The organism is Kitasatospora sp. NPDC059817, from assembly GCF_042731835.1.
Classification (GTDB): domain Bacteria; phylum Actinomycetota; class Actinomycetes; order Streptomycetales; family Streptomycetaceae; genus Kitasatospora.
Window position 1 is genome coordinate 1 of record NZ_JBHWIR010000138.1, and the last position, 20955, is coordinate 20955.

At 76.4% G+C, this 20955-nt stretch carries 12 protein-coding genes and 1 pseudogene; 6 read left to right on the forward strand and 7 right to left on the reverse strand.

Features of this window, described 5'->3' with window-relative positions; translation table 11 throughout:
- The 3 genes and pseudogenes from ACFV61_RS25575 to ACFV61_RS25585 all read left to right on the forward strand — a co-directional run.
- Positions 1 to 1220, forward strand: a pseudogene (locus tag ACFV61_RS25575) (hypothetical protein); the annotation flags it as partial.
- On the forward strand, positions 1217 to 3121 hold the full coding sequence (locus ACFV61_RS25580; RefSeq protein WP_380494067.1) for a TOMM precursor leader peptide-binding protein: 1905 nt from the start codon (positions 1217 to 1219) through the stop codon (positions 3119 to 3121). The pseudogene ACFV61_RS25575 and the gene ACFV61_RS25580, both read left to right, overlap by 4 nt.
- A 28-nt stretch (positions 3122 to 3149) precedes the next feature.
- Entirely contained in the window at positions 3150 to 4811 is a 1662-nt protein-coding gene (locus ACFV61_RS25585) for a thiopeptide-type bacteriocin biosynthesis protein (RefSeq protein ID WP_380494069.1), read from the forward strand.
- Positions 4812 to 4891: 80 nt separating this feature from the next.
- Here ACFV61_RS25585 and ACFV61_RS25590 read toward each other — a convergent pair whose 3' ends face one another.
- The 6 genes from ACFV61_RS25590 to ACFV61_RS25615 all read right to left on the reverse strand — a co-directional run bounded on the left by ACFV61_RS25590 (position 4892) and on the right by ACFV61_RS25615 (position 16466).
- Positions 4892 to 5926 (reverse strand): hypothetical protein, encoded by a 1035-nt coding sequence (locus ACFV61_RS25590; RefSeq protein WP_380494071.1) that lies wholly within the window; start codon positions 5924 to 5926, stop codon positions 4892 to 4894.
- The gene (locus ACFV61_RS25595; RefSeq protein ID WP_063345885.1) at positions 5923 to 7179 is read right to left on the reverse strand and encodes a CHAT domain-containing protein; all 1257 of its coding nucleotides are present in this window, start codon (positions 7177 to 7179) and stop codon (positions 5923 to 5925) included. The genes ACFV61_RS25590 and ACFV61_RS25595 overlap by 4 nt, the downstream gene beginning before the upstream one ends.
- Before the next feature lie 4 nt (positions 7180 to 7183).
- Positions 7184 to 13870, reverse strand: coding sequence for a tetratricopeptide repeat protein (locus ACFV61_RS25600; RefSeq protein ID WP_380494072.1), 6687 nt, complete (start codon positions 13868 to 13870; stop codon positions 7184 to 7186).
- Between the two features lie 296 nt (positions 13871 to 14166).
- Positions 14167 to 14736 (reverse strand): hypothetical protein, encoded by a 570-nt coding sequence (locus ACFV61_RS25605; RefSeq protein ID WP_380494073.1) that lies wholly within the window; start codon positions 14734 to 14736, stop codon positions 14167 to 14169.
- A gap of 202 nt (positions 14737 to 14938) precedes the next feature.
- Positions 14939 to 15682 carry an SOS response-associated peptidase gene (locus ACFV61_RS25610; protein WP_380373653.1) on the reverse strand — a complete coding sequence of 248 codons (744 nt, stop codon included), beginning with the start codon at positions 15680 to 15682 and terminating at the stop codon, positions 14939 to 14941.
- Positions 15683 to 15725: 43 nt separating this feature from the next.
- Complete coding sequence (locus ACFV61_RS25615; protein WP_380494083.1) at positions 15726 to 16466, reverse strand: AraC family transcriptional regulator; 741 nt, start codon at positions 16464 to 16466, stop codon at positions 15726 to 15728.
- Between the two features lie 54 nt (positions 16467 to 16520).
- On the opposite strand from ACFV61_RS25615, the gene ACFV61_RS25620 reads away from it, so the two are divergent.
- Positions 16521 to 17807: an MFS transporter gene (locus ACFV61_RS25620; RefSeq protein WP_380494075.1), complete on the forward strand. Its 1287-nt coding sequence runs from the start codon at positions 16521 to 16523 to the stop codon at positions 17805 to 17807.
- On the opposite strand, the gene ACFV61_RS25625 is transcribed toward ACFV61_RS25620, so the two are convergent.
- Positions 17797 to 18642 carry a PaaX family transcriptional regulator C-terminal domain-containing protein gene (locus ACFV61_RS25625; protein WP_380494077.1) on the reverse strand — a complete coding sequence of 282 codons (846 nt, stop codon included), beginning with the start codon at positions 18640 to 18642 and terminating at the stop codon, positions 17797 to 17799. The two genes, ACFV61_RS25620 and ACFV61_RS25625, sit on opposite strands and share 11 nt — an antisense overlap.
- A gap of 67 nt (positions 18643 to 18709) precedes the next feature.
- Between ACFV61_RS25625 and ACFV61_RS25630 the strand changes: the two genes are divergently transcribed.
- Together ACFV61_RS25630 and ACFV61_RS25635 are read left to right on the forward strand one after the other, a co-directional pair.
- On the forward strand, positions 18710 to 19729 hold the full coding sequence (locus ACFV61_RS25630) for an alpha/beta hydrolase family protein (protein ID WP_380494079.1): 1020 nt from the start codon (positions 18710 to 18712) through the stop codon (positions 19727 to 19729).
- A gap of 70 nt (positions 19730 to 19799) precedes the next feature.
- The coding region (locus ACFV61_RS25635) for a saccharopine dehydrogenase family protein (protein WP_380494081.1) at positions 19800 to 20955 on the forward strand (1156 nt) is incomplete at its 3' end.

Consider the following 20955-nt stretch of genomic DNA (forward strand, 5'->3'; position numbering starts at 1 on the left):
CCACTCACACACCCACACCCCCCCAACCGCGATACCAGGGGGTCTCGGGGGCTCGGATTTGTTTATACGAGACCGCCGCCGCCGTCTCGGCCCGCCTGCGGGCGGACGCCACGCCGGCGGGTGCGGGTCCACCACCCGCGACGCTCCCCGCCCTGCTCGCCGCCGCGACGGCGCAGCGGCTGCTCTGCGCGGTCGCCGGCCTGCCGGACCCGGGCGATCCGGACGGCGATCCGCGGCTGCTCGTCGGCCGCCCGGCGGTGCTGGTGGCCGAGGCCCGCCCGCCGCGCGCCGACTACCACCCGTGGGCGGCGGGCCCGGGCCGTACCGCCGGGCCGCCCGACGGACTGGCCGAGGCCCTGCGCAGGGTCACCGCACTCGGCGATCCGCGCCTCGGCGTACTCGACGCGCCCTCGCCCGGTGGCCTGCCGCAACTGCCGGCGGCCCTGGTCTCCTGCCGCACACCCGCCGGAACCCTGGTGGCCGGTGCGGCCCGGACGGACCTGGCCCGGCTGGCCGCCGCCTGCCGGGCCGCCGAACTCCGGCTGGCCGCACTCGACCCGACCGCCCCGGTCGTGGGCGCCGACCCGGACCACGCACTCGGCCGGGCCCTGCGTCGCGCGGCCCAAGCCCGTCCGTCCGAGGGCCGCCCCCTCGCGTGGGCTGCCTGGCGGGAGCACCCCCAGGCGGCGCACTGGTGGGCGGCGCTGGCCCGGCGCCTCGGCCACGCTCCCGAGCTGGAACTCGGCCAACTGGCCGACGAGCAGGCCTTCCTGGCCGTCGTGGCCACCGCCGGTACCGTCCTCGGCCGGGCCGTCGAGGCCACCCCCGCCGACGCGGTCGCCGTCGCCGCCCTGTCCGCCCTGACCCGCCTCATGGCCGCCGGCCACGGCCTGTCCGCCGCCCACCACACCATCTTCACCGGCGCCGCCGCCCCGCTCGCCGCCCGGCGGCAGCCGCCCGGCCGCCCGGACCCAGGCCGCCCGGACCCAGGCCGCCCGGAGCCAGGCTGGACGGACCCGGGCTGGACGGACGAGGGCTGGACGGACCGCTGGATCGCCGAACTCGCGGGCCGGGAGCCGGCGTTGCGGGACTCCCTGGGCCGCCTGACCGGGCTGCGCGCCGACCCCTGGCAGCCTGCCACCGCCGCCGCCCGCCCCCTGGCGAACGCCCTGGACGGCTGCGGCTTCACGGTTCTCGTGACCACCGGAGGCCACCCATGACCACCGCCACCGACCTGCCGGTCCTCGACCCCGAGCGGGCGCTGGCGACCACGAGCGGCACCGCCGTCGTCCACCTCACCAGCTGGACCCTCGACCTGGCCGCCCGACTCAGCCGCCACGCGCTGGAGCACCCGGTGCGACTGGTGCCGGTACGGGAGGACGGCGCGCTGACGGTCGTCGGGCCGGTCCTGGAGCCAGGGGCGTCGGCCTGTCTGAGCTGCACCGAGTACCAGCGCCTGGCCACCGCGGGCGGCCGGGTGCCCTGGCACAGCCCCGCACTGGCGCTCGCGGGCACCGGCACCCCGGCCTTCACCGAGGCGGTCGCCGCGCTCGCCGCCGACCTCGCCGCCGACCGGGCAGAGTCCGGGCCGCACGCCACCGTCCACCTCGTCCACGGCGACCGCGCCACCTGGTCCACCCACCTGGTCCGCCCCGTCGGCGGCTGCCCGGTCTGCCGCCCGCTGCCCGCCGACTCGCCCGCCGCCGCCCGGCTGCCCCTGACACCCCGCCCGCTGCCCGATCCGGCCGTGCTGCGCGGCGCGAACGACCTGACGGGCACCGGCCCCAGGGCCAACGACCGGCTGCGCGCCGAGCTGTACGACGAGCGTTTCGGCCCGGTCCGGCGCCTGTTCCGCACCGAGGACTCGGCGTTCGCCCTCACCACCGCCTGGGTCACCGACGGCCGGCTGCTCGACGACGGCGGCTACGGGCGGGCCGTGGACTTCCGGTCCAGCGAGCGGGTGGCGCTGTTCGAGAGCGTCGAGCGCTTCGCGGGCATGCGGCCGCTCGGCCGCAGGACCGTCCTGCGGGGCTCCTACGGCGACCTCGCGCGCGACCTGGGGCCCGAGGCCGTCCTCGACCCCGTCCGGCTGGGGCTGCCCGATCCCGCGCACCACGGGCACCCGAACCGGGCCACCGTCCCGTACACCCCCGACCTCGTGCTGGACTGGGTCCACGGCTGGTCCCTCACCCACGCGCGCCCGCTCGCCGTGCCGGAGCACGTCGCCTACTGGGAGCTCCCGGACCGGGACCGCCCCAGGGTGGTCTACGAGTCCTCGAACGGCTGCGGGCTCGGCAACAGCCCCCAGGAGGCCGCCCTCTACGGGCTGTTCGAGGTCGCCGAGCGGGACGCCTTCCTGATGGCCTGGTACGCGCGGACCCCGCTGCCCGGCGTCGCCGTCCCCGTCGAGGACCCGGCCGTCGCCGACCTCGCCGACCGCGCGCGCCTGCTCGGCTACCGGCTCACCCTGCTCGACGCCACCAACGACCTCGGCGTTCCCGCCGTGATCGCCCTCTGCCGCTACCGGGGGAGCCACCCGGACGCCCCGCGCACCTTCCTGGCGGCCGGCGCCCACCACGACCCGCGGGCGGCGATCCGCTCGGCCGTCGCCGAAGTGGTCACCAACGTGCAGGAGGCGGCGCACCGCCCGGCCACCCCGGGCGGGCCGCGCGACCCGAACCGGCTGCGGCCGATGCTGGAACGCCCCGAGCTGGTGGTCGGCCTGGAGGACCACGTCGGCCTCAACACCCTGCCCGAGGCGCAGCCCCGCCTGGACTTCCTCTTCGCCGGCCCGCCCCCGGTGCCCTGGCCCGAACGCTGGCCCGGCGCCCCCGAGCCGGTCACCGACCTGACCCTGCTGCTGGAGCGGACGGTGGCCCGGCTCGCCGAGGAGGGCCTCGACGTCGTGGTGGTCACCCAGGACGAGCCCGGGGTCCGCGAACGGCTCGGCCTGCACTGCGCCAAGGTCGTCATCCCCGGGACCCTCCCGATGACCTTCGGGCACGTCAACCGCCGCACCCGCGGCCTGCCCCGGCTGCTGGCCGTCCCGCACCGGCTCGGCCGCAGCCCCCGCCCGCTGCACCACGACGACCTGGCCCTCCACCCGCACCCGTTCCCGTGACGGCCCCGACCCCCTCCCCGAGGACCCGATGACCACCCACCACCGGCCGACCACCCACTGGCAGAGCCTGCACCTCGCGCTTCCCCTGACCGCCCGGGACGCCGACGCCTTCGTCACCGACGACCTCGCCCCGCTGATGGACGGGCTGACGACGGACCCGGACGCCGACTGGTTCTTCATCCGCTACGGCGAGGGCGGCCCCCACCTGCGGATCCGCTTCCACGGCCCGGGCGCGCCGGAGCAGGCCGAAGGACTCGCCGCCGACCTCGCCCGCCTCGCCGCCCGCCGCACCCCGCCCGCCAGCCCCTGGGCGCCCCGCCACGGCGAGGTGACGGCGGTGCCCTACCGGCCCGAGACCGAACGCTACGGAGGCCCGGCCCTGCTGCCGATCGCCGAGGACCTCTTCGGCCACTCCTCCCGCACGGCCGTCCGTGCCCTGCGGGCCGCCTCCGCAACCGCCGCCCGCCTGCCGCTCGCCCTCGACCTCGCCCACACCACCGCCCACGCGCTCGGCCTCGACGACCTCTCCGCCGCCCGCTGGCTGCGCCGCCACGCCGCCTCCTGGCGCTGGGTCACCGAGTACCGGCCGCTGCCCGGCGCGGCCGTCCACACCAGGGTCAACACGGTGTTCGCCCGGCAGCGGGACGCGCTGGCCCGGCGTGCCCGGGCCTTGCGCGAGGCACTCGACACCGGCGCCGCCGCACCTTGGCTGACCGACTGGTCCGGGCAGGTGGCGGCCGCGGCCGACCGGATGCGCGCTGCCTCGCCGCCCGAGGCCGCCGAGCGGCTGTCCTGGGCCTGGGCCTCCCAGCTGCACATGCTGTTCAACCGCCTCGGCGTCGGTCCCGACGAGGAGCGCGCGGTCTGCCGGCTCGCCGCCCGCACGCTGCTGGAGACCGACCGGCCGTTCGCCTTCTTCCCCGCCGACCGGCACGCCCCCGACTACCAGTACCTGGAGCGCAGCAAGTTCCAGATCGGCCGCAGCGAGGACACCGCGCTGCGCGACCTGGCGCCCCGCCCGGCCCCGCAGGAACAGCCCGACGACGTCCGGCTGCCCGCCGAGCCCCTGCCGGAGCTCACCCTCGCCGAGGTCCTGGGCACCCGTCGCTCCGCCCGCGGCCCGCTGACCGGCCCGCTCACTGCCGCCACCCTCGGCGGGGTGCTCTGGTCCGCGTGCGCACCGGGCCCGGAACTGCGCCGGCCGATCGCCGACGGCACCGACCCCGCCCACCGCCCGTACCCGAGCGCGGGCGCGCTGTACAGCGTCCGTCTGCGCCTGCTCGCCCTCGCCGTGGACGGCCTGCCCGCCGGCACCTACCAGTGCCTGCCGGAGCGCCGCGCGCTGCGCCCGATCGGCCCGGCCCCCGCCCTCGACGACCTCAAGGCCCTCTCCTCCTACCTCTCCCGCCCGGCCGCGGATCCGGACGCCGTCGGCATCGACGAGGCCCCCGCGGTCCTCGCGGTCTACGTCGACCTCGCCCTGCTGCGCAGCCGCTACGGCCTGCGGGCGCTGCGCCTGGGCCTGCTGGAGGCCGGCCACCTGACCCAGAACCTGCTGCTCGCCGCCACGGCCTTCGGCCTCGGCACGATTCCCCTCGGCGGGGTCCACGACGACCTCGCCCACGAACTCCTCGGCCTGGACGACCTGGACGAGCCCGTGCAGTACCTCCTGCCGCTGGGGCGGGTCTGACACCTCGCGTCGGATCAACGCGCGGCCTCGGGCGCCCGGCGGGAGTTGCCGGGCCCGCCCCGGGCCGGGGGCCCGGGCGGTCAGCGTGAGTGGGCGGCGAGGCTGAGCAGCAGGTGGGCGGATTCGGGGTGGTGGAAGTCGGAGTGGGCGCCCGCCGGGTTGAGGCGGGTGGCCAGGCCGCCGCGGTAGACCCGGGCGGCGTCGATGTTGACGATCGGGTGGTCCAACTCGGTGCGCGGGTACGGGGAGGCGGTGGGGCGCAGCCGGGTGCTGAACTGGGGGACGGGGGCGACGCCGGTGCCGGAGTGGCCGATGCCCGGGCGGCCCTCGGCGCGCAGGTGCCAGAAGCCGGTGGCGCGGTCCCAGCGGGAGTGGGTGAGCACCAGCGGGCCGCGCAGCGGGGCGCCGGGGCGGCCGGGGCCGAGGAACAGCCGGGGGAAGAGGTGGGTGAAGGCGTCGCGGGGCGCGGCCATCTGGAAGACCAGCGCGCTGTCGACGGTGAACGGCCGGGTGGGGTCGCCCGGCCGGCTCCAGCCCAGCACCGGCGGCCCGGCGGGCCGGTCGGCCGCGTACTGGACGGCCTCGCAGAGGAAGCGGCCGCCGAAGGAGTGGCCGACCAGGTGCAGGTACTGGCCGTTGCGGTTGGCCAGGACGCGGGGCGAGGCCGGGTCGCCGCGGTCGGCGTCCAGGTAGCCGAGCAGGTGGCCCAGGACGCGCCCGGCCTGCCCCTGGGCGCTCATGGCGTGCGCCCGGGCCCGGATCCGGCGGTAGCCGGCCGGTGACGGCAGGCTGGAGGACGGCCAGCGCACCACCACGCACCACGGGCGGAACCCCCTGGTCAGCCCGGGGTAGGCGGTCGGCGCGGACCGGTGCAGGGCGGCGGCCTCGGTGAGCAGGGCGGCGGCCGAGCGGTCGGCGGCGGCGGGGCTGGTCTGCCAGCCGTGGACGTAGACGTAGACGTCGGTCGCCCGCGGGGGGATGCGCAGGTGCCGGGCGAGGTGTTGGGCGATCCGGGCCTCGGGCACCGGCGTGCGGGTGCCGGGGACGAGCAGCCGGCCCTCCTCGTCCAGGTCGACGGTGGCGGTGGCGATGGCGATGGGCGTGGGCGCCGTCACGGGGTCAGCTCCAGGATGCTGTCGAGGCCGCAGTGCAGGGAGTAGGTGAGCGCCAGCGGGTTGCGGTACTCGCGGGCGAACCGCCGGACCAGCTGCTGGGTGATCTCGCCCGCCGTGAACTCCCCGGTCAGGTAGAGGTCGAGGAAGGCGAAGGCGTACTCGGCGGCGAAGACCTGCGGGATCTCGATCTGCGGGCCGAGCACGCCGTTGGCGCCGAGGTCGACCAGCGCCCGGCCGAGGTGCTCCAGTTCGGCGGCCGTGGACTGCCCGGTGTGGCAGGCGTTCAGCAGCACGAACGGCCGGAACATGGCGTCCGGCGCCTCGGCGTGCCGGCGGCGGTGGCGGCGCACCAGGTCGGCGTCGATCTGGCGGTCGTCGGAGAGCCGGACGGCGAGCTGCTCGTACGGGGAGTCGCCGGCGACGAACTGGCCGTGGCACCAGAAGTACATGACGTCCTCGTCCAGCACGGCGGAGGACAGCGCCTTGAGCAGCGGCTCGGACTCGGTGCGCACGGTCAGCTGGGAGCGGTCCTCCAGCAGCTTGCGGACCTCGGGGGCCCGGCCGACGTCGGTGAGCTGGTCGTCGGTGTTGAGGCTGGTGACGGGCCTGGTGCGGGCCGGGTACGGCGGCTGGATCGGCGGGTAGCCGGCGCCGGTCTGCTCGACCTGGTGGCGGTGGCCGAGGAAGTCCGCCCACGGGTCGGCGTGGCCGCCGTCGACGGCGAGCATCGGCCAGGGCAGGTGGAGGTCGGAGTCGAAGCTGATCCGCAGCGAGCCGTGCTCGGTGAGCGTCCGGGTGAGGTACTCGCGGAAGACGGTGAGCTCGCGCTCCGGCCCGTCGAGCATCACCTCCAGGAAGTACCGTCCCTCCTCGGCCAGTTCGGCGACCTGCCGCTCGGCGACGCCGGCCAGCCGGTTGAAGTCGACGGCCTGGGCGAAGGGGTAGCCGCCGATCGGCTCCGGGTCGTACTGGACCAGGCGGTCGCGCCAGACGGTCCGCAGCCGGGAGGCCCGGGCGAGCAGGGCGGGGGCGGACACCTTCAGCTCCGCGCGGTGGGGGCGGGACCAGGGCGTGCGCTCGCCGGGCCGGAAGGCGGAGACGAACAGGTCGTCGCGGTGGCGGCGCAGCGAGACCACGAGGTCCAGCGGGGCCGGCTCCTTGGCCTGCGGGGCGTCCGGCGCCTGCTGCCGGGGGAGCCGGGTGAAGTCGGCGGAGGGGTTCTGGCGGATCTCGACGAGGAGGTCCCGGGCCACGCGATTACTCCTCGTCCTGGGCGGTGTCGGCGACGGTGATGGCTTGAGAGGTGACGGCTTGGGCGGCGACGGTGGCGGCTTGCGCGACGGGCGGGACCTCGACGACGGCGCACAGGTCCTGGAGCACGGCGCCGTGCCCCCGGTCGTAGACGGTGATCCGGACGGTGTGCGGCCCCGGCACGGACGGGGTCAGCGCGAAGCGGACGGGCTCCCCGGCGGGGCTGTAGTCGGCGACGGGCGGATCGAGCACGGCGTCCGAGGCGGCGACGGCCACCAGGCGCAGGCCCGGCAGCTCGCCGGGGTCGCTCTGCGGCACCTCGGGTTCCAGCCGCAGTTCCAGGTGCACGGCGGCCCCCACCGCCGGCTCGTCGAGCAGGGTGAGCCGGGGCCGCCAGGCCGTCCTGGCCGGCGCGGGCGCCGGGGGGCGGTGCCGCGACCCGCGCGAGCGCCGGATCAGCGCGGCCGGCTCGGACGGTTCCGGGCCGAGCTCCGCGCGGACGGGTGCGGCCGGCAGCGACTGCGGCCCGCCGCCGTCGAGTCGGGCCGGCGACTCGGCTGCGCCGCCGTCGAGTCGGGCCAGGGCCGTCCGGCTCTCCACCGCCAGCGGATGGCCGGGGCCCATCAGGGTCCGGCGCGCGGTGTGGACGGCCGCCAGCAGGCCCTGGGCGGCGTCCCGGCGCCCGCTCGCGGCGAGCGCGGCGGCCAGGCCGACGGCCAGCGTGGGGAACACCGGGAGCAGCCCGGGGCGCAGGGCGCCGAGGCTGACGGCGACGCCGTCGGCCTGCCGGTGCCCGGTCAGCAGTGCCCCGGCCGGGATCCGGTCGGCGACGATGCCTTCGTACACCCGCACCGCCCCGACGGCGTCGCCGGCCCGCAGCCGCGCGTGGGCGAGGCTCTGGCGGATGCTCAGGGTGAGGGAGTTGCGGGGGCCGTGGCTCGCGGCGCACTCCTCGGCGAGTTCCTCCAGCCGGACGACGGCGCGCAGCGGCCGCGGGCCGCAGGCCAGCAGCAGCGCGTGGGCCTCGCGGGCGGTGAGGGTGGCGTCGTCGGTGCTGCCGAGGGCGTCGTCCGCGCAGGCGGCGAGGGTGGCGGCCAGGCGCACCGCCGCGTCGTGCTCCCCGTTGAGGTGGCGGGCGAGGGCGAGGACGCACCCGGACCGGACGAGGCCGGGCAGGGCGGGGCCGGCGGGTCGGGTCCAGTCCGGCGTCAGGGGCGAAAGTTCGGCGATCGCGCCGGCGTGGTCCCCGGCGAGCACCAGGGCCTGGGCGAGGCCGTACCGCACGGCGTGGGCGAGGAGGTGCTCCGGACCGAGGGCCGATTCGACGGCGGCCAGCACCTCCCGGTAGCAGTCGGCGCCCTCCGCGTACCGGCCGGCCTCGACGAGGTTGAGCGCGATGCTGTCCCGGTCGTCGAGAGCGTCGAGGGTGTCGAGAGCGTTGAGGGAGTCGGGGGCGCCGGGGTGTTCGGCACCGAGGATCCGGGTGCGGTCGGCCAGCAGGGCGCGGTAGAGCGCGTCGGCGCGGTCGTGCTCCCAGCGGCGGCGGTGGGCGTGGGCGAGGTCGGCGCGCGCGGTGAGGGCGTCGGGGTGGTCCTGGCCGTGTACGCGCTCGTGGTCGGCGAGCAGCATCAGCCGTTCGACGATCTCCTGCCGCTGCTGGCCGGCGCGGGCGTGGGTGGAGGCGAGGCTGGAGCGCTCGCCGAGGGTGTCCGGGTGGTCCGCGCCCTGGACCCGGCTCCGGTGGGCGATCAGCTCGGTGAACAGGGCTGTGGCGCGGTCGAGTTCGCCGGTGGCGAGGACGGCCTCGGCGAGTTGGGAGAGCTGGTGGAGGGTGTCCGGGTGGTCGGGGCCGTGGATGCGCGCACGGTCGGCGGCCAGTGCCTCCCGTTCGGCCTCGGCCTGGTGCAGGAGGCCCGCGAGTCGGCGGTCCTGGGCGAGGCTGCCGCGACAGGCGAGGGTGCCGGGGTGGTCCGGGCCCTGGAGCCGGATCCGGTCCCGCAGCAGCGCCTCGTCGAGTTCCGTCGCGGGGCGGTGGTCGCCGCCCGACCGGTACGTCCAGGCCAGCAGGAACCGGGCGCCGAGGGCGTCGGGGTGGTCCGGTCCGAGCACCCGCTCGGTGTCGGCGACCAGGGGCGCGGCCAGGTCGAGCGCGCGTTGGAGGTCGTAGCCCGCGCGGTACGAGGAGGCCTGCCACCAGCGGGCGTTGAGGGTGTCCGGGTGGTCGGCGCCGAGCACCCGGGCCCGGTCGGCGGCGACGGCGCCGAAGGCCTCGGCCGCGCGGCGCTGGTCGTCCGCGTCGCGGTGGGCGGCGGCCTGCCACCACCGGGTGGTGAGCGTGTCCGGGTGGTCCGGGCCCTGCGCCCGCTCCTGGTCGGCCAGCAGCGCCGTGTACAGCTCGGCGGCGGCGGGGTGGTCGCCCGCCGCCACCACCGACCGCGCGAGGCCGAGCCGCGCGTCGAGGGTGTCGGGGTGGTCCGGTCCGAGCACCCGTTCGTAGTCGGCGACCAGGGCCCGGAACAGGTCCACCGAGCGGTCGTGCTCGGCCGCGTCGCGGCAGGTCCGGGCCAGGCCGAGCCGGGTGTCCAGGGTGGTGGGGTGGTCGGCGCCCAGGACCCGGGCCAGGTCCGCGACCAGTGCCTCGTACAGCTCCAGGGCGCGGTCGAGTTCGCCGACCTCGCGGTGGCCCGCCGCCTGCGAGCGCCGGGTGTCGAGGGTCTCGGGGTGGTCGGGGCCCTGGAGCCGGGTGCGGTCGGCCACCAGCGCGGAGTGCAGCTCTGCGGCGCGGCGGTGCTCGCCCGCCTCGCCGTGCGCCCAGGCCAGGGAGCCGCGGGCGTCCAGGGCCAGCGGGTGGTCGGCGCCGTGGAGCCGGGTGCGGTCGGCGGCCAGGGCCTCGTAGCGGGCGATGGCGCGGCGGTGGTCCTTCGCGGCGGAGGTGGCCCAGGCCAGTCCGGCGCGCGTGGCCAGGGTCTCGGCGTGGTCGGCACCGCGGATCCGGGTGTCGTCGGCCACCAGTGCGTCGAACAGCTCCACCGCGCGGCGGTGGTGGCCGGCCCGCTGGTGGCCGTTCGCCTGCCACCAGCGGGCGGTGAGGGTCTGGGGGTGGTCGGCGCCGAGGATCCGGCTGCGGTCGGCCGCCAGCGCGTCGTACAGCTCCACTGCGCGGCGGTGCTCGCCGGCCTGCTGGCAGTCGTGTGCCAGCCACCAGCGGGCGTTGAGGGTGTCCGGGTGGTCGGGGCCCTGGAGCCGGGCCCGGTCCGCGACGAGCTCCTGGTGGAGCTCCAGCGCCCGGCGGTGCCGGCCGGCGGCGGTGAGTGCCTGCGCCAGCGCCAGACGGGCGCCCAGGGTGTCGGGGTGTTCCGGTCCGTGGACGCGGGCGTGGTCGGCCACCAGGGCTTCGGACAGCGTGACGGCCTGCCGGTGGTCGCCCGCCTCCCGGCAGCTGTCGGCGTGCCACCAGCGGGTGTTGAGCGTCTCCGGGTGGTCGGGGCCCTGCAGCCGGGCGCGGTCGGCCGCCAGCGCTTCGTACAGTTCCGCCGCGCGCCGGTGCTCCCCGGCGTCCCCGTGCGCGGAGGCGAGCCACCACCGGGCGCTGAGGGTGCGGGGGTGCTCCTCGCCGTACAGCAGGACGCAGTCGGCGACCAGTTCCGCGTACAGCTCCACGGCGCGCGGGTGGTCGCCGCTCTCGTCGTGGGTCCGCGCCAGCTGGAGGCGGGCGCTGAGGGTGGTGGGGTGCCCGGCGCCGAGCGTCAGGGTCAGGTCGGCCAGCACCCGTTCGCGTTCGGCGAGCGCCTCCCGGATCCGCCCCGCGCACTGGAGGGCGTAGGCCAGGCCGGTGCGGGCGTTGAGGGTCTGCGGGTGGTCGGGGCCGTGGACCCGGTCGTAGTCGGCCACCAGCCGTGTGCGCAGTTCCACGGCCTGCCGGTGGTGCTCCGCCGCGCCGTGCAGCCAGGCCTGCCAGCCGCGGGTGTGGAGGACGGCGGGGTGGTCGGCGCCGAGCACCCGCAGCCGGTCGGCGACGAGTCGGTCGCACAGCTCCGCCGCGTGCCGGTGGTCGCCGGCGTCGCCGAGGGCCCGGGCCAGGCTCAGCCGCGCCTCGAAGGTCTCGTGGTGGTCGGGGCCGTGGACCCGCTCGCGGTCGGCGAGGAGCCGTCGGCATTCGGCGAGCGCCGGGCGGGGGCGCCCGGCCAGCAGCAGGGTGCGGGTGAGGTTGGACCGTTCGTCCAGGGTGTCCGGGTGGTCCGGGCCCTGGATGCGGGCGCGGTGGGCCACCAGGTCTTCGAACTCGGCCAGTTCATGGTCGGTCCGGCCCGCGACGCGCAGCGCGTAGGCGAGGTTGCTGCGCTCCTCCAGGGTGTCGGGGTGGTCCGCCCCCTGGGCGCGGGCGCGGTCGCGGACCAGCGCCCGGTGTTCGTCCACCGCCGTCCGGAGTTGGCCCGCCTCGCGGTGGGCGTGGGCGAGACCGCTGCGCGCGTCCAGCGTGTGGGGGTGGTCGGGCCCGAGGACGCGGGTGTAGTCGCCGACCAGATCGGTGAACCAGGTGACCGCCGGGGCCGGGTGCCCGGCCTCGCAGTGGGCGGCCGCCAGCATGCCGCGCGCGAAGAGGGTCTGCGGATGGTCCGGCCCCTGCACCCGGACGTGGTCGGCGACCAGCGCCTCGTACCCGGCGACCGCGGCCCGGTGGTCTCCCGCGACGACGTGGGCGGCCGCGAGCCAGTCGCGGCTGGTCAGGGTGTCGGGGTGGTCGGCGCCGAGCACCCGGGCCCGGTCGGCCACCGCCTGCTCGTACAGGGTGATGGCCAACCGATGCTGGCCGGCGGTGAGTTGGGCGTACGCGAGCCCGTTGCGGTGGGCCAGGATGTCCGGGTGGTCGGGGTCGTCCAGGACCCGGCCGGCGTCGGCCAGCAGCCGCTCGAACTCCGCCACCGCCGCCTGGTGTTGACCGGCCACCTGGAGGGCGTAGGCCAGGCCCGCGCGGCTGGTGAGGGTCTCCCGGCTGTCGGCGCCGAGCACCCGCGCCCGGTCGGCCACCACCGTGCGGAACTCCTCGACGGCGCACCGGTGTTCACCCGCCTTGCGGTAGGCGTGGGCGAGGGTGCTGCGGTCGGCGAGGGTGGCCGGGTGGTCGTGGCCCTGGAGGCGGGTGCGGTCGGCCACCACCGCCCGGCAGAGCGCGACGGCCCGGGCCGGATCGCCGGCCCGGGCGTGGAGTTCGGCGAGCCGGCCCCGGGTGGCCAGGGTGTCGGGGTGGTCGGCGCCCAGCAGGCGGGTCTGGCCGTCGGCCACCGCGGTGACCAGCGGGATGGCGAACACCCGCTGGGCCCGGTCGGTCAGCTCGCCGGCGGCCAGCCGGTACAGCGCGACGGTCTGCGGGGTGGGCTGCTCGGACGGGCCGCCGGCGGCCAGCTCACGGATGTGCGGCAGCAGCGCCCGGCGCAGCCGGGGCCCGGCGGTCGGCCAGAGCCGGGCGGCGGCCTCGGCGAGCTGCTGTTCGGCGCGCCGGCGCAGCGGGCGGGCGCCGTCGGAACGGCGCAGCACGCCCTGGAGCAGGCGGTGCACGGTGACGGTGTCGCCGAGGGTGATCAGGTTGTAGTCGGCGAGCAGCCGCAGCGCGGAGTCGACCTCGGCCGGGCGGCGCGCGCCGAAGGGCGTCAGGGCTTCGCGCGGCAGCGCCTCGGGGGCGTACCAGGCGAGCGTGCGCAGCAGCTCGACGGCGAACGGGGTGGTGGCCTGGACGGTGCGCAGGGTGGTGTGCCAGAGCCGGGAGACGGTGGCCACCGCGCCGGACCCGGTACCGGTACCGGAGTCGGAGCCGGAGTCGGCGTCAGGGCCGGCCGGGCTGCTGGTGCGCAGCAGCTCGCGGTAGGCGGCGAAGGTCGTGCCGGTCTGCTGCACGTAGGCGCCGGCCTGGGCGAGGGCGAGCGGGAGATGGCCGAGTTCGTCGGCGAGGGCGAGCACCTCGGCCTGTTCGGCCCGCGCCCCGGGGTAGGCGGCGCCGCAGAGCAGCCGGGTGGCCTCGGGGGCGTCGAGGACGTCGATCCGCACCGGGCGGATGCCGGGGTGCCAGCCGCCGGCGCGGCGGCTGGTGACCAACTGGTGGCCGCGGCCGAGCAGGCGGCCGAGATAGGGGGTGAGATGGACCGGGTCCTCGGCGTTGTCGTAGACGAGCAGCCAGCGGTCGTGGGCGCGCAGCCAGGCGAGCGCCCACTCGACCTGCTGGCCGGGCGGGGCGGTGAGGGCCCAGGTGGGGTGGAGGTGGACGGCGAGGTCGGCGAAGGCCTCGGCGAGCTGCTCCTCGGACTCGGCGGTGATCCACCAGATCAGCCGGTAGTGCGTGGCCTCGGCGTAGGCGTAGTGCAGCGCGACGGTGGTCTTGCCGACCCCGCCGAGGCCGTGCAGCGTGGTGGCCTGGGTGACCAGCCCGCTGCCGTCGCCGTCCGACAGCGCCTCGGCGATCGCCCGCAACGCGCCGTCGCGGCCCACGAGTCGGTCCGCGGCGCGGGGCGGCAGGTTGGGAGCGGGGGCGCTCGCCTCGACGGTCAGCGCGGCCCGCGCCGCCTCGGGCGGCAGCACGGCCGCCCGCTGCTCGGCGTGCGGGTTCCCGGCGGTGGCGGGTGAGACCGGGCGGCGGCGCTGGTCGAAGGCCTCGTGGTCGGGCAGGCCGCCCTCGGGCCGGACATGCGTCGTCCTGGACATCAACACTTCGGCGCCCTCACCCCCACGTACGGTTCCGCCCGCCCACCGTAGTCGCGGGCGGGCGCCGTGTCACCGGATTCCGCCGGTCACCCGGAGCCGGGCGCACCACTGTCGGTACCGGACGGTAGCGTACCCGGATGATCATGCACACCGCCCCCACCTGGCACGCCACCAGGACGGGCGGCCCGCCGCGGCCAGGGCCACACCGAGGTTGATGCGGGCCAGGCCCTCGGCGGCGCGGTCGCGGGTGTCGAGGAACGCTTCGACGGCCGAGCCGGTGCGCCCCGGCGCCGGCGTCAGGCCTGGCCCTGCCCGGCGAAAGCCCGTTCGGCGGCGGTCATCACCCAGAGCGGGAACTGCTCCACGGGAATCGCAGGCGAGGCCGGGAAGTCGGGCCGGATCGACGCATCAGGGAAGAACGCGACCTGGCAGCGCCGGCACAGCCACCCTGCCTGCCACACGTGGAGATGCCGCTGCCAGAGCGCCCGCTGCTCGGGCAGTCCTCGTTCGACCGCTCGCCTGTGGCGGCTTCGCGACACGGTCCACACGATCAGGCCGATGACCAGCAGGACGGCGGGCAGGATGAACGGGCCTACGTGGTAGCCGAGCTGGTAGGCGGAGTCGTAGCCGCTCAGGTCCTCGTCGTCGCGGAGCTGCGAGAGGACCCCGAGCAGGCCGAAGACCGCGGCGAGGACGAAGAGCACGATCGCCCCCGTGCTCGGCTCGGCAGGGGCGGGCTGCGGCTCGGGCGGCGGGTACAGCAGCGCACGCGTCGAGTCGTCGAGTGGCGCGGTGGTGTCCGCCAGGGCGTGCGCCATGAGGACGGACTGGTCCGGTGCGGTGCACTGGGGGCAGGTGGCACTCATCGAATGGTTCGCTCCTGATGGGGACTTGTGCCTGAACGGTGAACACGTAGTACACCACGGGAGGCTGACTGTCCGTGGTGGGCAGTCACCCGCCCCCGGCAGGCGGGTCAGAGCTCCGGAGCAGGCGCGGCCGCGTCGAGGGTGATGGTCCCGGTGGAGGCGATGGTGGTGCCGGGGCATGGGACATGGGTCGGACCCACCGTCAGTCCGCCAGCCCCAGCGGGTCCGGGGCGGGGGCGAGCAGTTCCGGACCGTTGGAGCGGGCGCTGTTGACGGCGGGGGAGACGGCCCGCACCCGCAGGGCGCCGTCGGCGGGGCGGCGCAGTAGGTGGTGGAGTTCGTCGGAGTCCGTGAGGTCGGGGGCGAGCCAGGCGGCCAGGTCGGCGGGGGCGATGGTGAGCGGCATCCGGTCGTGGACGCGCCCGGCGCTGTCGGTGGCGTCGGTGGTGATGACGGTGGCGGTGGCGAGCCAGGCCGCCGGGTCGTCCTCGGGCCGGGTGCGGTCGCGCCAGAACTCGTACAGGCCGGCCATCAGCATGACCGAGCCGGTGCTGAGGAAGTACGGCTGCTTGTACTTCTTCCGGTCGGCGGCGGCGGGCACCTCGCGCCACTCGAAGTAGCCGTCGGCGGGGATGACGCAGCGCCGGGTGGTGAAGGCCTTGCGGAAGGCGGGCTTGAGGTGGACGGTCTCCGAGCGGGCGTTGATCATGCGGGCGCCGCCGGAGGGGTCCTTGGACCAGGACGGCACCAGGCCCCAGCGCAGCGGGCGCAGCTGCCGCAGCAGCTCGCCGCTCTCCCGGTCGACGCGTTCCAGGACGGCGGGCACCGGGTCGGTGGGTGCCACGTTCCAGCTCGGCGCGAATGACTCGGCCGGATCCCAGCGCAGTTCCCCGAGCAGGGCGACGAGGTCCTGGGGCGTGGTGGTGGAGACGAAGCGACCGCACATGCCCCCCACCCTGCCACCAGCGGCGGACAATTCCGGGCAGGGCCTACGCGGGGTGGCTGCCCGGGGTGTGGCCGAAGGTGCGGCGGAAGACGTCGATGAAGGCGCTCGCGGAGGACCAGCCGCAGCGGTGCGCGACCGCCGTGACGGGCAGGCCCTCGGCGAGCAGCACCAGGGCGTGGTGCAGCCGCAGCTGGGTGCGCCATTGGGGGAAGGTCATGCCGAGGTCGGTGCGGAAGAGCCGGGAGAGCGTGCGGTCGCTGGCGCCGACCGCCCGGCCCAGCTCGGCGAGGGTGTGCTGGTCGGCCGGGTCGGCCCGGAGCCGGTCGCAGACCGCGCGCAGCAGCGGCGTGGCGGGGGCGGGCAGGTGCAGCGGCTGCTGCGGGGAGGCGCGCAGCTGGTCGAGCAGGACGGCGCGCAGCCGGGCCCGCTCGGGGCTGTCGTCCTCGGGGGTGCGGGTGTAGGCGACGATCAGTTCGCGCAGCAGCGGCCCGACGGCGAGCACGGTCGGCCGGTCCAGGCCGAGCGGGTTCTCGGCGGCGGGCAGCCCGACCAGGTGGAGGTCCAGTTCGCCGTGGGCCTGGTGGGCGTGCACGGTGCCGGCCGGGACCCAGATGGCGCGGGTGCCGGGGGCGACCCAGGAGCCGGCGTCGGTGGTGATGGCGAGCACGCCGCTGGCCGCGTAGGCGATCTGGTGGTCGTCGTGGCGGTGGGCGTCGATCCCGGTGCCGGAGGCCAGCCGCTGGGCGCGGGTCGGGGCGACGGGGTCATGGCGGATGTTCGGCATCACCTGGCAGATTATCGGAAGCCCGACAGGTGTCGCTGCGCCGAGCATGTCGGCATGCCGAAGACAACGCCGGACAATCTGCCGATCGCTATGCCCCCTACGTCCAGTACATCCAGTACGTCGAGCACGCCTGACAATCCGAAGAGCACACCCGGCAAACGGGACTCCTCGATCACCCTGCTGTCCCTCGGACACGCCTGCGTGGACGTCTACCAGGGCGCGGTGGCCGCCCTGGTCCCGTTCTTCGTGGCCGAGCGCGGCTACGGCTACGCCGCCGTCTCGGGCGTGGTGCTCGCCGCCTCGCTGCTCTCCTCGGTGGCGCAGCCGCTGTTCGGCGCGATCACCGACCGCCGCCCGCTGCCCTGGCTGCTGCCGGTCAGCACGCTGGTGGGCGGCGTGGGCATCGCGCTCAGCGGGGTGAGCGGCTCGTACCCGCTGACGCTGGTCTTCGTGGCGCTGTCCGGGGTCGGGGTGGCCGCGTACCACCCGGAGTCCGCCCGGGTGGCCCGGCTGGCCGCGCGGGACGGCCACCGGGGGATGGCCTGGTTCTCGCTGGGCGGCAACCTGGGCTTCGCGGCGGCCCCGCTGCTGGTCTCCGTGGTGGTCTCGGGCGGCGGCCTGCGGCTGACCCCGCTGCTGGTGCTGCCGGCGCTCGCGGGCGCCGTCCTGTGCCTGCCGGTGCTGCGCGAACTGGAGCGCCGGCGGGCCGCCGGGGCGGCTTCGGCGCCGGTGGCCGGGGCCGACGACCGGGCCTCGTTCGTGCGGCTGTCGCTGGCCGTGGTGTGCCGCTCGATCGCCTTCACCGGCCTGAGCACCTTCCTCACGCTGTTCGCCACCCAGCGGGTCGGCGGCGGTACGGCGGCGGGCACCGCAGCGCTGGTGGTGCTGTACGCGGGCGGCGCGGTGGGTTCGGTGCTGGGCGGCGCGCTGGCGGACCGCTGGGGCCGGGTCGCGGTGGCGCGCTGGTCGTACCTGGTGGCGGCGGCGGCCGTGGCGGGCGTGGTGCTGGTGCCGGGCCCGGCGCTGTACGTCTTCGTGGCGTTGACCTCGGCGGGCCTGTACGTGCCGTTCTCGTTGCAGGTCACGCTGGGGCAGGACTACCTGCCCTCGCGGATCGGCACCGCCAGCGGGATCACGCTGGGCCTGACCGTCAGCATCGGCGGCCTGGCGAGCCCGGTGATCGGCGGCCTCGCCGACGCGACCTCGCTGCGCACCGCCCTGCTGCCGCTGGTGCTGATGCCGGTGCTGAGCTGGCTGCTGTTCCGCACCCTGCCGGAGCCGGTCGCGCCCGAAGCCTTTGGCGCGGCCGCGCCCGAGCCGGGTCCGGCGGCTACGCGGTGACGGCCGCGACGACCTCGGCGTAGGCGTCGAACAGCCGGGTCGTGCCCGGCCCGGGGTCGGCGAGCAGCAGCGCCCAGCAGCGGGCGACGAGTTCGCGGGCCGCGGTGCCGGGCCAGGGCTGTGGCAGGAGTTCCGGCGGCAGCAGCGGGTCGGGCTCCATCGCCTCGGTGAAGGCGGCGGCCAACTCCAGGGCGACGGTGAGCAGTTCGGATCCGGTGAGGCCCTTCTCCAGCCGGGCGAGGCGGTCGGCCGCGACCTCGGCGAGCCGCTGGTGGCCCTCGGCGACCTGGTCCAGCGGCCACCAGCGCCGGGCGAGCGCGCGGGGGTCGTCGGTCTCGCCGGTGCGCAGGTCGCGGCTGGTGAGGAGGGTGAGGTGGCCGCGCACGTCGAGGGCGGCGGCCTCGGCGAGGACGTCCTCCTCCCAGGGGTGCGGCGAGACGTAGAGGCCGTTCTGCACCGGGGCGCCGCCGAGTCGGAGGATCGCCTCGCGCAGCGCGTCGCGGGCGGGCCGGGCGTGCTCGGGGACGGCGAATCCCGCGAGGTGCCAGACGCCGCCCCAGGGGGCCCGGCCGCGGTCCTGGGCGTACATCAGTGCCACGTACTCGACGTCGGGGTCGATCGAGCGCCGGGTCTCGGCGGTGGCCCGCAGCAGAGCCCGGCGGCCGCGCCCCTCCTGGACGAACCGCCCGTCGCCGGTGAGGCGCTTGACTGTCAGCCGGACCTGCTGGTCGGTCATCCCGAGCAGGCCGGCCACGGTGTACAGGTCGCCGCAGTCGACCGTGCCGTCCGTACGGACCATCGCCTCGACCAGCACCCGGGTCGGAATCTCCACCATGGCGACCATCCTAATACGTTCACATCTGATACGTTCGTTTTTAGAACGATAGATTGGTGGAGTGAAGATGCGCAGGCGATGGTTGCTCTGGGGATCACTGCTGTCCGTGGTGGTGCTCCTGCTCGGCGCGGGCGGCTGGGTGGTCTACCAGAACGAGTACGACCTCAAGGAGGAACGCGTCACCATCACCGGCGGCAAACAGCCGCTGCACGGCGTCCTCGCCCGCCCGACCGGCGGCCGCACCCCCGCCGGCCTGGTCGTCTTCGTCCACGGGGACGGCCCCACCAACGCCACCCACGACACCTTCTACCGGCCGATCTGGGAGGCGATCGCCAAGGCCGGCTACGCCTCCCTCTCCTGGGACAAGCCCGGCGTCGACGGCGCCCCCGGCAACTGGCTCGACCAGAGCATCCAGGACCGCGCCGACGAGACCGTCGCCGCGATCGACTGGGCAAAGAAGCAGCCCGGCATCGACCCCGCCCGGATCGGCCTCTGGGGCGCCAGCCAGGCCGGCTGGGTGATGCCCAAGGCCGCCCGGCAGTCCCCGGACGTCAGGTTCGTGATCGCCGTCGCCCCCGCCCTCAACTGGCTCCAGCAGGGCCGCTACAACCTGCTCGCCGAACTCAGGAAGAAGCACGCCACCCCGGCCGAGACCGCGGCCGCCATCGCGCGCAGCGACCGGAACCTCGCCGCCCTCCGGGCCGGCCAGACCTTCGAGCAGTACCGGGCCGGCGGCGGCGACGTCGACGGCCTCACCCCGCAGCGCTGGGACTTCAACCGCCGCAACCACACCTCCGACGCCAGCGACGACCTCGCCGCCCTCCGGGTGCCGGTCCTGCTCTTCCTCGGCGGGCGCGACATCAACGTCGACAGCGACGACACCGAGGCCGGCTACCGCAGGATCCTCACCGCGCCCGGCCAGCTCCGGGTCAAGCGCTACCCGGACGCCACGCACAACATCGTCCCCGAATCCGTCGAGGACTCGGAACTGGAGAGCACCCTCCTCGCGATCGCCGCACCCCGCTCGCTCTTCAGCCCCGGCTACCTCGACGAGCACCGCAGCTTCCTGACCTCGCTGGCTTCCTGACCTCGCTCGGGCAGCGCTGACGGCCCAGCCGCAAAGCCGGTGGACGCAGCCGGCGAAAGGAGAAACGACGATGAGAGTGCTCGCCCTCGGCGGAGCGGGAGCGATGGGCCGCGTCGCCGCCCGGGTCGCCGCCCGACTGCCCGGCGTCCACGAACTCGTGATCGCCGACCGCGACCCGGACGCCGCCCGCCGCACCGCCGCCGCCCTCGCCGGCGGCCCGGTGCCGGTCCGGGCCCGCCAGGTCGACGTCACCGACGGGGCGCAGCTGCACGCCGCCCTCGCGGAAGCCGACGCCGTCCTCAACACCGTCGGCCCGTACTACCGCTTCGGCCTCGGCGTGCTGCGCGCGGCGATCCGCACCGGCACCCACTACCTGGACATCTGCGACGACTGGGAACCCACCATCGCGATGCTGGAACTCGACGGCGAGGCCCGCGCCGCCGGCGTCCGCGCCGTGATCGGCATGGGCGCCAGCCCCGGCGTCAGCAACCTCCTCGCCGTCCGGGCCGCCGCCCGCCTCGACACCCTGACCGACGTCTACACCGCCTGGCCCGTCGACGCGGGCGCCGAACCCGACGACACCTCCCTGCTCGGACCGGACGGTGCCCCGCTGGCGGCCGCCGTGCACTGGATGCAGCAGATCAGCGGCACGGTCGCGGTGGTCGACGGCGGCCGGATCGTCCAGCGGCCCCCGCTGCGGCCGGTCGCCCTCGACCTGCCCGGCGGCCACCGCGGCACCGCGTACACCGTCGGCCACCCCGAACCGGTCACCCTGCACCGCAGCCTGCGGCCCGGCGGCGCGGCCGCCAACCTCATGGTCGTCACCGCCAGGACGGCCGCCTACCTGGACGTCCTGCGGGACGACCTCGACGCCGGGCGCCTCGGCAACGAGACCGCCGCCGTCGACCTCGACCGCCCCACGCTGCGCCGCACCCTGCGGGCCGCTGCCCGGGCGGCCCGCTTCCCCGGCCCCGGCAGCCTCCCCGGCTTCTTCGCCGCCGCCACAGGCGGCCGCGAGGGCCGGCCGGTCACCGTCCTCGCCCGGCTCACCGGCGCCGAGGCCCTGCTCGGCGACATGGCCGAGAGCACCGGCGTGCCGGCGGCCCTCGGCCTCGCCCAGCTCCTGGACGGCGGCGTCCACGCCCCGGGCGTCCGCCCGCCCGATGCGGCGATCGACGCCGAGCGCCTCGTGGCCAGCCAGGTACTCACAGGGCCGGGCGTGGGCG